Source organism: Xanthomonas sp. WHRI 8393 (genome assembly GCF_040203315.1).
Classification (GTDB): Bacteria; Pseudomonadota; Gammaproteobacteria; order Xanthomonadales; family Xanthomonadaceae; genus Xanthomonas; species Xanthomonas arboricola.
This window is the reverse complement of record NZ_JBEGGL010000003.1, coordinates 724,176-738,050: the sequence shown is the minus strand read 5'-3', so window position 1 is coordinate 738,050 and position 13,875 is coordinate 724,176. Positions and strand designations below refer to the sequence as shown.

Sequence of the window (13,875 nt, the reverse complement as noted above, 5' to 3'; positions counted from 1 at the left end):
TGAAAACGCAGCGCTGGCTATCGGCCGCCATCCCGCGCTGTGGTCGCCAGACACCGCCAGCCGCTCATGCCACGGGTCGGCGACGCGGCTTCAAAGCCCGCCAGGCATCCAACAAGCCGTCCCCATGCCACGCACCCTGCCCGCCCATCGCCAACTGGACTCAGATCGACACCGGCAGCTTGAAATAGGTGCCAAGGCCGTCCAGAAACATCTGCACCGAAATGGCCACCAGCAACATGCCCATCAGGCGCTCGATCGCGGTCAGTGCGCGATGACCGAGCAGTTTGTACAACAGCGGTGCCGAGGCCAGGATGGTGGATGCACCGATCCAGGCGATCATCAGCGCCAGGCTCCAATCCCATAACCGGGTGGGTTCGTTGCTGCCCATCAGCATCACTGCGGCCATGCCGGACGGGCCGGCCACCAGCGGGATCGCCAGCGGCACGATGAAGGGCTCGCCGTCGGGAATCTCGCCCATCAGGCCTTCCGGGCGCGGGAAGATCATGCGGATGCCGATCAGGAACAGCACGATGCCGCCGGCGATCGCCACCGACTCCTGGCGCAGATGCATCAGCTCCAGCGCGTACTTGCCGCCCCACAGGAACGCCATCAGCACGAACAGGGCGATCAGCAACTCGCGCGCGAGCACGAAGCGCTGGCGCTTCGGCGGCAGCGGCTTGAGCACACTGAGAAACACCGGAATGTTGCCCAGCGGGTCGAGGATCAGAAACAGCAGCAGTGCCGCCGACAGAATGGTCATGCGGAAGGACTCCAGATCGCGCCGCGGTGCGCGCCACCGGCCGTGGACAACAGGGTGACGCAGGCGGCGGCATAGCGCGTGGGGTCCAGCGCTTCGCTGTCTTCCTGATGGGTGAAGGCGCGCGCGCGCAAGGCGGTGCGCATCGGGCCGGGCTGCAATCCGCTGATGCGGACCGGGCCGGCGACGGTTTCGTGATGCAGGCTGGCGAGCAGGCCACGCTGTGCATGCTGGGCAGCGCCATAGGCACCCCAGTACGCCTGGCCAACACGTGCCGGGTCATCGACGACGAAGACCACCGCCGCATCGCCTTGCTGCCGCAACAGCGGCAGGCAGGCCTGGGTCAACCAGGCGCGCGCGGTGAGGTTGATATGGAGGTTGCGTGCGAAGTCGGCAGGCGCCGCGAGTTCGGCCGGGGTCAAGCCGGCAAAATCGGCGGCGCAGTGCAGCAGGCCGTGCAGGCCACCGAGCTCGGACTGCAGCCGCTGCGCGAGCGTGGCGTAGTCGTCCGGCGTGGCACCGGCCAGATCCAGCGGATACAGCAACGGCTCCGGACCCAGCTTGGCGACCGCGTCGTAGATGCGCTCCAGCGGGCGCAGCTTGCGGCCGAGCAACACCACGGTCGCACCGGCGGATGCACACGCCTGCGCCGCCGCGCTCCCCAGCCCGCCGGCTGCACCGGTGATCAGCACCACGCGGCCGGCAAGTGCCGCCGCGTCGGGCCGGGCCTGCGCCAGACTCACGGCTGGTAGGCCTCGCTGACGATGCGCTTGAGCTCGCCGGCTTCGAACAGTTCCAGCGTGATGTCGCAACCGCCGATCAGCTCGCCGTGGATGAACAGCTGCGGGAAGGTCGGCCAGTTGGAATAGCGCGGCAGATTGGCGCGCACTTCGGGCTCTTCCAGCACATTGACCGTGCGCAACTGATCGGCGCCGGCAGCCACCAGGGCCTGCACGGCACGGCTGGAAAAACCGCACATCGGAAATTGCGGGGTGCCTTTCATGAACAGCACGATCGGGTGTTGTTCGACTTCGGCCTGGATCCGTTCCATCACCGGCATTGGACTCTCCTGACTGGGAGCGGCAGGCCCGACCGCCGGGTCGGATAGACTTCCGCAAAGGCGCGCATTGTAAGCCTTCAGCGCGACCTGTCGCCGCACTCCCTTCGCTGCCCTTGCCATCATGCCGATCGAACACCTTGCACTGCCCTACTCCCGCGTCGCCCTGGAGCCGCATCTGTCTGCCGCCACATTGGAGGCGCACCACGGCGTCTGTCACCGCAGCGAGGTCGATCGGCTCAATGCGCGCATCGAAGGCAGCGAGTTCGCCGAGCTGACGCTGGAAGACATCATCGCGCAGGCGCAGGGCACGCTATTCCATCTGGCTGCGCAGGTGTGGAACCACAATTTCTATTGGCAGTGCCTGCGCCCGCGCGGCGGCGGTGAGCCGCTGGGCCGGCTGGCCGACCGCATCGCCAAATCGTTCGGCGACTTCGTGCATTTCAAGCAGGAATTCAACCGCGTCGCCCTGGGCAGCTTCGGCTCGGGCTGGGTGTGGCTGGTGCAGCGCCCGGATGGCGCACTGGCGATCGTCGCCACGCCGAATGCGTCCACGCCGCTCACCGGGCCGGACACCCCGCTGCTCGCCTGCGACCTCTGGGAGCACGCCTATTACCTGGATTACCGGCAGGACCGCGCGCAGTACCTGGACGCGTTCTGGAAGCTGATCAACTGGGAGTTCGTGGCCAGCCGGTTGGGTTAGCCGCTTGCGCCGTCGCAACAGGTCAACGATCAGGTGACCTGTTGTAACAGCGTCCGGCGGCGTCGCGCACTGCGTGCATCTTCGCCACGGACCTGCGCATCGGCGAGGCCAGCAGTGCCACCGATGGCTCTGCGAATCACCCTTCGCTCAAGCGCGCGAGCACCGGTCCGACCTGCGCATCACGCTGCAGCGCGGCGCCTGCGTCGCTCAGGGCCCGAGCAAGCAGCTGTGGCGTCTCGGCGTGCAGTGTGGCATGGCCGACCTTGCGGCCCTCGCGCGATTGCTTGCCGTAGTCGTGCCAATGCCCACCGGGCACCGCCAAAAATGCAGTCGCGTCCGGCATCGCGCCCAGCCAGTTGAGCATGCAGGCATGCCCGCGCATCGCGGTACTGCCAAGCGGCAGACCGAGCACGGCGCGCACATGATTTTCGAACTGTGAGGTCTCGGCACCCTCGATGGTCCAATGCCCGGAGTTGTGCACGCGCGGCGCCATCTCGTTGGCGAGCAACTGGCCATCGCGTACGAACAGTTCCAGCGCGAACACGCCGACGTAGTCCAGCCGCTCGGCGATCGCACGCGCATGCGTCTCTGCCGCAGCCTGCAAGCCGGCATCCACACGCGCCGGCGCAAGACTGGCCGAGAGCACGCCGTCCACATGCCAGTTCTCGGTCAGCGGCCAGGCGCGGAATTCGCCATCACGCCCACGCACTGCCACCACGCTGACCTCGCGCTCGAACGGCACGAAGGCCTCCACGATCAGCCCGACCTTCGCCGCCTGCGCGCCGAGCGCGTCCCATGCGGCGTCGGCATCGGCCAGCGTCTTGATGCGGAACTGGCCCTTGCCGTCGTAGCCGAAGCGACGTGTCTTGAGCACGCACGGCGTGCCGATACGGGCCAATGCAGCGTCGAGCCCTGCACGGTCGTCGATGGCGGCGAACTCGGGCACCGGAATGCCGAGCTCGCGGAACAGGGTTTTTTCGCTGAGCCGGTCCTGCGCCACCGCCAACGCGGCAGCGCTGGGAAACACCGGCACCTGCGCAGCCAACTGCTGCGCGCCGGCGGCCGGCACGTTTTCGAAATCGAAGGTGATCACATCCACGTGCGCGGCGAATGCGGCAAGCGCGGCGGTGTCGTCAAAGGCGCCTGCCTGCAGCGGCGCCACCTGCCCTGCGCAGGCATCGGTGGCCGGGTCGAACACCGCAAACCGCAAGCCCAGCGGCGCACCGGCCAACACCAGCATGCGGGCCAACTGGCCGCCCCCCAGAATGCCGACCGTGGTCATTGGCGCGGGTCGTCGCTGGCCATGACATCGTCGGTCTGCCTGGCGCGGAACTGCGCCAGTGCCTGACCGATCTGCGCCTGCTCCGGCGCCAGCATCGCAGCGGCGAACAAGGCCGCATTGGCCGCACCGGCATTGCCGATCGCAAACGTCGCCACCGGAATTCCGGCCGGCATCTGCACGATCGACAGCAACGAATCCATGCCGTTGAGCGCCTTGGACTGTACCGGCACACCGAGCACCGGCACCGCCGTCTTGGCCGCCAGCATGCCCGGCAGATGCGCCGCACCACCGGCACCGGCAATGATCGCGCGCAGACCGCGTGCGCCAGCCTGCTCGGCATAGCTGAACAACACGTCCGGTGTGCGGTGCGCCGAGACCACCTTGACTTCGTAAGGCACGCCCAGCGCATCGAGCTTCTGAGCTGCGTGTTGCATGGTTTCCCAATCGGAACGGGAACCCATCACGATGCCGACCAGCGGCGCGGAGTGGTTGGAGGTCATGGCCCTGCCCTGCGGTAAAGACGTATTCTAGCCATCTTCCACGCAAGACAAGACTTCGATGGATCGCAAACTGCTCGACCTGCTGTGCTCGCCCGACACCCGCCAGCCGCTCTCGCTGCTCGACGGCAAGGGCCTGGAGGCACTCAACACCGCCATCGCCGGCGGAACCCTGCAGCGTGCCGACGGCACCGCGCAGACACAGCCACTGCGCGAGGCGCTGATCACGCGCGACCGCAAGCAGATCTTCCGCGTCGACGACGGCATTCCGGTGCTGCTGGCCGAAGAAGCCATCGGCACTGCGCAGATCGCCGACTTCCCCGAAAAGTGAATCCTTCTGTTCGCACCACCGTGCCGGAGGCGCCACCGGCCGCGCTGGTGGAGGCCGATGTGGCGCGCGCGCTGGCCGAGGACATCGGCAGCGGCGATGTGACCGCGGCGCTGTTGCCCGATCAGCCAGACAGCGCATACCTGCTGTGCAAGCAGGACGCCGTGATCGCCGGGCGGCCGTGGTTCGACGCCACGCACCGCGCGCTCGATCCGCAGGTGCGGATCGACTGGCAGGTGCACGAAGGCCAGCACGTCGCCGCCGGCACGGTGCTGGCGCTGCTGCATGGCCGCAGCCGCAGCCTGGTCAGCGCCGAGCGCACCTCGCTCAATTTCATGCAGACGCTGTCGGCTACCGCGACCGCCACCGCTGCATACGTGGCTGCCGTGGCCGGCACCGGCACGCGCATCCTGGATACTCGCAAGACGCTGCCCGGCCTGCGCGCCGCGCAGAAATACGCGGTGCGCTGTGGCGGTGGCGACAATCACCGCATCGGTCTGTTCGACACGGTGATGCTCAAGGAAAACCACATCCGCGCCGCCGGCTCGCTGAGCGCCGCCGTGCATGCCGCTCGTGCGCAGCAACCGCAGTTGCCGCTGGTGGTGGAAGTGGAAACGCTGGAGCAGTTGCGCGAGGCCTTGCAGGTCGGCTGCACGCGCATCCTGATCGACGATTTCGACCCGGTAATGCGTCGCGACGCGGTGCGCATCGTTGCCGCCCTACCGCGCGAACAACGCATCCCTCTGGAAGTCTCCGGCAGCGTGGATCTGGCCGGCATTGCGGCCATTGCAGCCGATGGGGTGGATTGCATCTCCATCGGCGGGCTCACCAAGCACGTGCACGCGGTCGATCTGTCGCTCAAACTCGGCCCACCGCCGCGCTGATTTCACGCGTGCCCGCAGCCGGCTCTGTCAGCCTGCTGCGATTGTTCTGTGCAGGATCTGCGATGACTGTAAAACCTTGGCCGTGGCTCTGTCTGGTGTTGGCCGCATGGGGCGGCACCGCGGCCGCCGCGGAAGTCTGCGATGTGCCCCCGCGCTTCGGCACCAGCCCTGCAGCAATCGCCATCGTGCGCAGTGCCTGCAACGAGCACCGCTTGTGGCAGCACCCGTTTATCGATGCCAAGGGCCGTCTGGCAAGCCTGGGCGTGACCGAGGCCGAATCGGGCTATCTGGCCGACCACGGCGTGGTCGCGTGGCAACGCGTGGCCGGCTACTGGCGCGACAGCGGCACGCTGGCATCGATGGGCGGCCGCCCCGGCGCATCGAGTTGCGCGGCACTGGATGGCACGCGCTACACCGCCAGCGATTGCCGCGCGTTCCTGATCGACAACCCGTGGTCGGCCGCCTTCATCTCGTGGGTGATGACGCAGGCCGGATTGAGCGGTTTCCACCGCTCTGCACGCCATCTGGATTACATCCGCAGCGCCTACAACGATGGCGCCAGCGGCCCGTACCAGTTCACCGACCCGGCGGTGGAAAAACCAGCCCCCGGCGATCTGCTGTGCCTGCTGCGCGGGCGCAGCGCTGCGCTCGGCTACGCCGGCCTCAAGGCCGGGCTTGGCGGCAGCGCGCCGATGCCGTGGCAATCGCATTGCGACGTGGTGATCGCCGCCAACGTCGGTGGCGATCGCACCCTGTACCTGATCGGCGGCAATGTGTTCAACACGGTGATGATGCGCAAGATGCCGCTGGACCGCGCCGGCCGCGTGGTGTTGCCGACGCCCCAATCCGACGGCAGCCAGGACCAGAGCGAAGACGGCCTGGGCATCGCCAGCGAGTGCACGCCGGCACACGAAGAACTCTGCGACTTCAATCGACGCGACTGGGCGGCCCTGTTGAAGCTGCGCCCGGATGCGGTGATGACGGCGCCACCACCGGTCGAACCGCTGCCTTCGCCAACCACCTTACCCACCACGATGCCACCGGGTTTCCCGCGCGTGGTGCCGCCGCGTCCGGAAACACAGCCCGCGCCGACACAGCAGCCCAGGTAAGCAAGGCTCAAAGCCCCGCTCCCATCCGGAGAGGGGTCGGGGTGAGGGTACGGCGGCGAAGTCTTGGCCAAGGCTCAACCACGCGAGGCTTCGTCCGTACCCTCATCCGCCCCTGCGGGGCACCTTCTCCCGCAGGAGAAGGATCAAGTCAGGCGCCCTTGCCGAACACCCAACAAAAAAGCGGGCCGAAGCCCGCTTTTTCGTGACGCATCAACCAGCAGCGATTACTCGGCCGACGGCGGAACGCCCTCGCCTTCTTCCACTGCCTTGATCGACAGACGGATACGGCCCTGCTTGTCCACTTCCAGCACCTTGACGCGGACCAGATCGCCTTCCTTCAGCTTGTCGCCGACCTTTTCCACGCGCTCGCTGGAGATCTGCGAGACGTGCACCAGGCCGTCCTTGCCCGGCAGGATGGTGACGAACGCACCGAAGTCCATGATCTTGGCGACCTTGCCTTCGTAGATGCGGCCCGGCTCCACGTCCGAGGTGATCTGCTCGATGCGCGACTTCGCAGCCTGCGCAGCAATGGCATTGACCGAAGCGATGATGATCGTGCCGTCGTCCTGGATGTCGATCTGGGTACCGGTTTCCTTGGTGATGGCCTGGATGGTCGAGCCACCCTTGCCGATCACTTCGCGGATCTTGTCCGGGTGGATCTTGATGGTCAGCAAGCGCGGCGCGTAGTCGCTCAGTTCCTGACGCGGAGTGGTCAGCGCATGCGCCATCTCGCCGAGGATGTGCAGACGGCCGGCCTTGGCCTGCTGCAATGCCTGCTTCATGATTTCTTCGGTGATGCCTTCGATCTTGATGTCCATCTGCAACGCGGACACGCCTTCGGAAGTGCCGGCAACCTTGAAGTCCATGTCGCCGAGGTGATCTTCGTCACCCAGGATGTCCGACAGCACCACGAAGTCGTTGCCTTCCTTGACCAGGCCCATCGCGATACCGGCGACCGGCGCCTTGATCGGCACACCGGCGTCCATCAGCGCCAGCGAGCTGCCGCAGACCGATGCCATCGAGGACGAACCGTTGGACTCGGTGATTTCCGAGACCACGCGGATGGTGTACGGGAATTCTTCCAGGCTCGGCATCACCGCCAGCACGCCGCGCTTGGCCAGGCGACCGTGGCCGATCTCGCGACGCTTCGGCGCGCCGAAACGACCGCACTCGCCCACCGAGTAAGGAGGGAAGTTGTAATGGAACAGGAAGTTCTCTTTGTACTCGCCCGAGACGGCGTCGATGACCTGACCGTCGCGTGCGGTGCCGAGCGTGGTGATCACGATCGCCTGGGTCTCGCCGCGGGTGAACAGCGCCGAACCGTGGGTACGCGGCAGCACGCCGGCCTTGGCGCTGATCGGACGCACGGTATCCAGTGCACGGCCGTCGATGCGCACCTTGGTGCTCAGCACCGAGCCGCGCATGGTCTGGTATTCCAGCTCGCCGAATTCCTTGGACAGGTCACCGGCAGCCCAGCCTTCGACCGTGGCGCGCGGTGCCAGCGCACCCAGCACGTCCTTCTTGATCGCCGAAATCGCGTCGCGGCGCTGCAGCTTGTCGCGCACCTGGAACGCCGACGCGAGCTGGTCGCCCACCGCTTCCTTCAGCGCAGCGATCATGCTGTCGTTCTTGGCCGGAGCCACCCAGTCGGACGGCTTGGTGCCGGCTTCGACGGTCAGCTCGTTGATGATGTTGATGACCTTCTGCATCTCGCGATGGCCGAACGTCACCGCGCCCAGCATCACTTCTTCCGACAGCAGTTCGGCTTCGGACTCGACCATCAGCACCGCATTGGCGGTACCGGCCACGACCAGCTCCAGCTGCGAATCCTTCAGCTCGGTCACGGTCGGGTTGAGGATGTATTCGCCATTCTTGTAACCGACCTTCGCCGCAGCGATCGGGCCGTTGAACGGGGTGCCGGCCAGCGACAGCGCGGCCGATGCGCCGATCAGCGCGGCGATATCCCCGTCGATGTCCGGGTTCATCGACATCACGGTGGCGATGATCTGCACTTCGTTCTTGTAGTCCTCCGGGAACAGCGGACGGATCGGGCGATCGATCAGGCGCGAGATCAACGTTTCCTTCTCGGTCGCACGTCCTTCGCGCTTGAAGAAGCCGCCCGGGATGCGGCCGCCGGCGTAGAACTTCTCCTGATAATCAACCGTCAGAGGAAAGAAGTCCTGCCCTTCGCGCGCGCTCTTGGCGGCGACGGCGGTGACCAGCAGTACGGTGTCGTCGAACTTGACGATGACGGCGCCGCCTGCCTGGCGAGCGATTTCGCCCGTCTCCAGGGTGACGGTGTGCTTGCCGTACTGGAAGGTTTTGGTGATTTTTGCCACGGAGGTTTTTTCCCTTAGGTGTTGCTGTCTTCGTTGGACCGTCGTCGACCCATGCCGAGAACGGGCGGCCGGGAGGCTCCGGCCCATGAACTGCATGCTGCAGATAACGTGATGCGAATGACCAAAACAAAGCCGCGGCGCATCGCTGCGCCGCGGCGGTGTGACTCGATTAGCGGCGCAGGCCGAGCTTCTCGATCAAGGACTTGTAACGCTCGTTGTCCTTCTTCTTCAGGTAGTCGAGCAGGCTGCGGCGACGGTTGACCATCTGCAGCAGGCCACGACGGCTGTGGTGATCCTTCTTGTGGGTCTTGAAGTGACCAGTCAGCAGCTCGATGCGCGCGGTCAGCAGGGCGACCTGCACTTCCGGCGAACCGGTGTCCTGGGCGCTGCGCTTGTTGTCTTCAATAACTTTCTGGGTGTCGACGGACATGATGTTTACTCGATAGATGCGTGGTCGGCAGGAACGTGCATGACGCACCGCCGGACTCGCCGTTTGCTAGGGATGAGCGCGCTTGGCGCTGGAGGTGCCCCGATCGGGGCCGCAAAATTGTAACGTCGTGCGGGCCCGGGAACAAGTTGACTAAACCTTAACAAGCCCCTGCTTCGTTCAGTCCATTGAACAATCGCTGCGGCGACAAACGCCCCTCCGCGTCCACCAGGCCTAGCCCTGAGGGGATCCCGTCGGGTCCGAACACGGCCACCTGGCCGGTCGGGAATGCAGGATCGCGCAGACGCTGACCCATGCGAAAACGCGCCGCATGCGACGCATCGAGCACGATCCGCGCAAAATCGGCCAGTCCGGCCTCGATCGGCAGCAATAGCTCCTGCGCGTCGGTGCCCGCTTCCAGGGCTGCCGACAGCGCTTCCAGCGTGATCATCTGCGGCGCGCGAAACGGCTCCACCCAGAGCCGGCGCAGCGAGGCGATATGCGCACCGCAGCCAAGCACCTCGCCCAGATCGCGCGCCAGGCTGCGGATATAGGTGCCCGAGCCGCAGGTCACACGCAACTGCAGCCGCGGCGCGGCGTAACCGAGCACATCGATCGCATGCACATCGACCTCGCGCACCGGCGCCTCGATCACCTCGCCACGGCGAGCCTTGGCGTACAGCGGCTCGCCACCCTGCTTGAGCGCAGAATAGATCGGCGCCTGTTGGCGGATGCGCCCGATGAAGGGCGTCAGCGCTGCACGCAGCGCGTCTTCGCCCAGTGCCGGCAACGCACGCTCGCGCAACACCTGACCATCGGCATCGTCGGTATCGGTGGTGACACCCAGCACGATCTCGGCGTCGTAGGCCTTGGCCGAACCGAGCAGCAGGCCGGCAATCTTGGTGGCCTCGCCCAGACACAGCGGCAGCAAGCCGGTGGCCAGCGGATCCAGGCTGCCGGTGTGGCCGCCCTTTTCGGCACGCAACAAACGGCGCGCGGACTGCAAGGCCGTGTTGGAGCTGACTCCAGCCGGCTTGTCGAGCAACAGGATGCCGTGCAACGGGCGATAGACGATACGGGGTTTCAACAGATCGGTGCTCGAATCGGGCACTGTGCGTGCCCGTTGAAATCGGGGCCGCTGATCGACAGGCGGCGGGCCGGCAGCGCTCAGCGCTGCTCGGCGTCCTCGTCGCTGGATGCGGCCTCGGGGCCGACATCGTCCAGGTCACGCAGCAGGTTGTCGATACGCTCGCCGCGGTCGACCGAATCGTCGTAATGGAAATGCAGCTCGGGCACGTGGCGCAGCTTCATCGCGCGCGCCAGCTGCGTACGCAACTGACCGGCGATTTCCTTGAGCCCCTTGACCGCTTCGGCCGAGCGTTCCTGCTGCAGCGCGGTGACGAACACCTTGGCATGCGCCAGGTCGCGGCTGATTTCGACGTCGGAAACGCTGACCGACGGCAGGCCGTGGTCGCGCACGGCCGCGTGCACGATCGTGCCGAGGTCGCGACGCACCTGCGCCGAAACGCGGTCGGTGCGATGAAATGATTTGGTTGGCATGGTCATGGACCTGGTTGATTCGGAGGGCCAATTGGCACCGAAGCCAAAAACGGACGCGGGCGGCCATGCCGCCCCCGCCTTGCAGAACTCGCGTTGCAACTCCGCCTGGCGGAGTCCGGGGCCCGCAGGCCCCGGCAGCCCTTACAGCGTGCGGGCGACTTCGATACGCTCGAAGCACTCGATCTGGTCGCCGGCCTTGACGTCGTTGTAGGCCTTCACGCCGATACCGCACTCGGTACCGTTGCGCACTTCCTCGACGTTTTCCTTGAAGCGACGCAGCGATTCCAGCTCGCCCTCGAACACCACGACGCTGTCGCGGAGTACGCGGATCGGCTTGCTGCGCTTCACCACGCCTTCGATGACCATGCAGCCTGCAACCGCGCCGAACTTCGAGCTGCGGAACACATCGCGGACCTGTGCGATGCCGATGATCTCTTCGCGGATTTCCACGCCGAGCAGACCGGAGGCCACCTGCTTCACCTGGTCGATCACGTCATAGATGATCGAGAAGTAACGCAGATCGATGCCGTTGGACTCGACGATCTTGCGGGCCGAGGCATCGGCACGCACGTTGAAGCCGATCACCGTGGCCTTGGAGGCCGCTGCCGAATTCGCATCGGATTCGGTGATGCCGCCCACGCCGGAGTGGATCACGTTGATGCGGATGTCGTCGTTGGACAACGCCACCAGCGATTGCTTGAGCGCTTCCACCGAGCCCTGCACGTCGGCCTTGATCACCAGGTTCAGCACCTGCTGGCCTTCACCCTTGCCCATCTGGGCCAGGATGTCTTCCATGCGGTTGCTGGCCGAGGCCACCAGACGCGACTCGCGACGCTTGGTTTCGCGCTGCTGCGCCACGTCCTTGGCCAGACGCTCGTCGTCGACGACCACGAAGTCGTCGCCGGCTTCCGGCACGCCGGACAGGCCGAGCACCTGCACCGGGATCGACGGGCCGGCCGAGGCCGGCTGGTGGCCGGTCTCGTCGAACAGCGCACGCACGCGGCCGTACTGGATGCCGCACACCAGGTAATCGCCACGCTTCAGCGCGCCCTGCTGCACCAGCACCGTGGCCACCGGGCCGCGACCCTTGTCCAGCGAGGATTCGATCACGGTGCCGCTGGCGCGGCCTTCGGCCACTGCCTTGAGTTCCAGCACTTCGGCCTGCAGCGAGATCGCGTCCAGCAGCGTGTCCACACCGGTACCGACCTTGGCCGACACTTCGATGAACTGGGTATCGCCACCGAACTCTTCGGCCACCACGTTTTCGGCCAGCAATTCGTTCTTGACCCGCAGCGGATCGGCACCGGCCTTGTCGATCTTGTTCACCGCCACGATCAACGGAACGCCTGCCGCCTTGGCATGCGCCACCGCTTCCTTGGTCTGCGGCATCACGCCGTCATCGGCTGCAACCACCAGCACCACGATGTCGGTGATCTTGGCGCCACGGGCACGCATCGAGGTAAACGCGGCATGGCCGGGCGTATCCAGGAAGCTGATGACGCCACGGGCGGTTTCGACGTGGTACGCACCGATGTGCTGGGTGATGCCGCCGGCTTCGCCGGAGGCGATCTTGGTGCGACGGATGTAATCCAGCAGCGAGGTCTTGCCGTGATCGACGTGACCCATGATGGTCACCACCGGCGGACGCGGCGTGGCATCGCCCTGCGCATCCTCGGCATGTGCCAGCAGCGCATCCTCGAAGTCGGCATTGTCGGCACGCACGGCCTTGTGGCCAAGTTCTTCGGTCACCAGCGCGGCGGTGTCATGGTCGATGCTCTGGGTGATGGTCGCCATGACGCCCATCTTGAACAGCGCCTTGACCACGTCGCCGCCCTTGAGCGCGAGCTTCTGCGCCAGATCAGCCACGGTGATGGTCTCGCCGATCGCCACTTCGCGCACCACCGGTGCGGTCGGACGTTCGAATCCGTGCGGACCGCTGTTGCCCTGGTTGCCACCACGGCCATTGTCGTTGCCACGACGCGAGGACGACGAGCCCGGACGACCGGTCGGCTTGCCGCGCACGTTGGAACGGCGCGCACGATCTGCCGCGGACAGGTGCAACTGCCCGGCAAAACGCTTGGTCGCATCGTCGTCCTCGACACCGGCCACCATGACGTGCGAACCGCGCGTCTTGTGCTTGGCGGCATTGGAACGGTCGTCCGGACGCGCCGGCGTGGCCGGGCGCGATGCCGGCGATGCGCCAGCCGGACGGGCCGGACGCGGCGCAGACGACGGCGACGGTGCGCGTGCGGCAGGTGCTGCAGACGGTGCGGGTGCGGCAGCCACCGGCGCCGGCGCACTGGCAGCCGCAGCGGCTTCCTCGGCAGCCTTGCGCTCGGCTTCGGCGCGGTCGCGCGCAGCCTGTTCCTCTTCGCGCTTGCGCTGGATCGCCTCGTCGCGCAGGCGGTCGCTTTCGGCCAGTGCCTGCTGCTCGTCGAGATTGCGCTGACGCGAAGCGGCGAGCTTGGCCAGGATGTCGGCGCGCTCTTCGTCCGGCGTCATCGGCGCAGGACGGCCGCCGCCTTCGTTTTCGGACTTCACATAGGTGCGCTTCTGCCGCACTTCCACGTTGACCGTGGTCTTGGTGCGGCCGGCGCTGACCGTGACTTCCTGCAGCTTGCGCCGGTTGAGGGTGATCTTCTTGGCTGCTTCGCTCGCCGCCTCGGCAGGCGTCTCGGCCTTGCCATGCGTGCGACGCAGGAAGCCAAGCAGTTTCATCTTCTCGGTGCTGGTCACGACCTGGTCGGGACCGCTGAACTTCATTCCGGCCTCGGCCAGTTGAACCAGCAGTTTATCGACCGGCGTATTGACCAGTTCGGCAAGCTTGCGGATGGTGGTTTGCTGCGACATTCGGATCCTATGATCTGGTTGGCGCCCCCTCGCCCAGAGCAAGGGAAACGCTGATTCTAAGCCCTGATGGGGTCAGGGCGCG

Annotated in this window: 14 protein-coding genes; 4 read left to right on the top strand and 10 right to left on the bottom strand. The window is 66.2% G+C overall.

The window, feature by feature from the left end; genetic code table 11:
• Positions 1-160: 160 nt before the first annotated feature.
• From ABQ137_RS13690 to grxD, 3 genes are read right to left on the bottom strand one after another with little or no spacing between them, the layout of a single operon-like run.
• Positions 161-760 (bottom strand): YhgN family NAAT transporter, encoded by a 600-nt coding sequence (locus ABQ137_RS13690; RefSeq protein ID WP_006450537.1) that lies wholly within the window; start codon positions 758-760, stop codon positions 161-163.
• Entirely contained in the window at positions 757-1,500 is a 744-nt protein-coding gene (locus tag ABQ137_RS13685) for an SDR family NAD(P)-dependent oxidoreductase (RefSeq protein ID WP_102256524.1), read from the bottom strand. The genes ABQ137_RS13690 and ABQ137_RS13685 overlap by 4 nt, the downstream gene beginning before the upstream one ends.
• A complete protein-coding gene (grxD, locus tag ABQ137_RS13680; RefSeq protein ID WP_006450539.1) occupies positions 1,497-1,817 on the bottom strand; it encodes a Grx4 family monothiol glutaredoxin in 321 nt (106 codons plus the stop codon). Before grxD ends, ABQ137_RS13685 begins: the two co-directional genes overlap by 4 nt.
• A gap of 121 nt (positions 1,818-1,938) precedes the next feature.
• Between grxD and ABQ137_RS13675 the strand changes: the two genes are divergently transcribed.
• Positions 1,939-2,517, top strand: coding sequence for a superoxide dismutase (locus ABQ137_RS13675; RefSeq protein ID WP_024937960.1), 579 nt, complete (start codon positions 1,939-1,941; stop codon positions 2,515-2,517).
• Positions 2,518-2,653: 136 nt separating this feature from the next.
• Here ABQ137_RS13675 and ABQ137_RS13670 read toward each other — a convergent pair whose 3' ends face one another.
• Both ABQ137_RS13670 and purE read right to left on the bottom strand, forming a co-directional pair.
• Positions 2,654-3,799 (bottom strand): 5-(carboxyamino)imidazole ribonucleotide synthase, encoded by a 1,146-nt coding sequence (locus tag ABQ137_RS13670; protein ID WP_349782848.1) that lies wholly within the window; start codon positions 3,797-3,799, stop codon positions 2,654-2,656.
• Positions 3,796-4,299: a 5-(carboxyamino)imidazole ribonucleotide mutase gene (gene purE / locus ABQ137_RS13665; protein ID WP_039510673.1), complete on the bottom strand. Its 504-nt coding sequence runs from the start codon at positions 4,297-4,299 to the stop codon at positions 3,796-3,798. The genes ABQ137_RS13670 and purE overlap by 4 nt, the downstream gene beginning before the upstream one ends.
• 58 nt (positions 4,300-4,357) lie before the next feature.
• On the opposite strand from purE, the gene ABQ137_RS13660 reads away from it, so the two are divergent.
• The 3 genes from ABQ137_RS13660 to ABQ137_RS13650 all read left to right on the top strand — a co-directional run bounded on the left by ABQ137_RS13660 (position 4,358) and on the right by ABQ137_RS13650 (position 6,617).
• Positions 4,358-4,627 (top strand): Trm112 family protein, encoded by a 270-nt coding sequence (locus ABQ137_RS13660; RefSeq protein ID WP_024937963.1) that lies wholly within the window; start codon positions 4,358-4,360, stop codon positions 4,625-4,627.
• Complete coding sequence (gene nadC, locus ABQ137_RS13655; protein WP_349782846.1) at positions 4,624-5,508, top strand: carboxylating nicotinate-nucleotide diphosphorylase; 885 nt, start codon at positions 4,624-4,626, stop codon at positions 5,506-5,508. The genes ABQ137_RS13660 and nadC overlap by 4 nt, the downstream gene beginning before the upstream one ends.
• 62 nt (positions 5,509-5,570) lie before the next feature.
• The gene (locus ABQ137_RS13650) at positions 5,571-6,617 is read left to right on the top strand and encodes a DUF2272 domain-containing protein (RefSeq protein WP_024937965.1); all 1,047 of its coding nucleotides are present in this window, start codon (positions 5,571-5,573) and stop codon (positions 6,615-6,617) included.
• 224 nt (positions 6,618-6,841) lie between these two features.
• Here the strand turns inward: ABQ137_RS13650 and pnp are convergent, their stop codons facing one another.
• From pnp to infB, 5 genes are all read right to left on the bottom strand, one after another.
• Positions 6,842-8,956: a polyribonucleotide nucleotidyltransferase gene (pnp, locus tag ABQ137_RS13645; protein WP_054592535.1), complete on the bottom strand. Its 2,115-nt coding sequence runs from the start codon at positions 8,954-8,956 to the stop codon at positions 6,842-6,844.
• A gap of 169 nt (positions 8,957-9,125) precedes the next feature.
• A complete protein-coding gene (gene rpsO / locus ABQ137_RS13640) occupies positions 9,126-9,386 on the bottom strand; it encodes a 30S ribosomal protein S15 (protein ID WP_003485583.1) in 261 nt (86 codons plus the stop codon).
• Between the two features lie 157 nt (positions 9,387-9,543).
• Positions 9,544-10,470: a tRNA pseudouridine(55) synthase TruB gene (truB, locus tag ABQ137_RS13635; RefSeq protein WP_054592593.1), complete on the bottom strand. Its 927-nt coding sequence runs from the start codon at positions 10,468-10,470 to the stop codon at positions 9,544-9,546.
• A gap of 80 nt (positions 10,471-10,550) precedes the next feature.
• Complete coding sequence (gene rbfA / locus ABQ137_RS13630) at positions 10,551-10,943, bottom strand: 30S ribosome-binding factor RbfA (protein ID WP_024937968.1); 393 nt, start codon at positions 10,941-10,943, stop codon at positions 10,551-10,553.
• 141 nt (positions 10,944-11,084) lie between these two features.
• Positions 11,085-13,793 (bottom strand): translation initiation factor IF-2, encoded by a 2,709-nt coding sequence (gene infB, locus ABQ137_RS13625; protein ID WP_160954463.1) that lies wholly within the window; start codon positions 13,791-13,793, stop codon positions 11,085-11,087.
• Positions 13,794-13,875 lie beyond the last annotated feature (82 nt).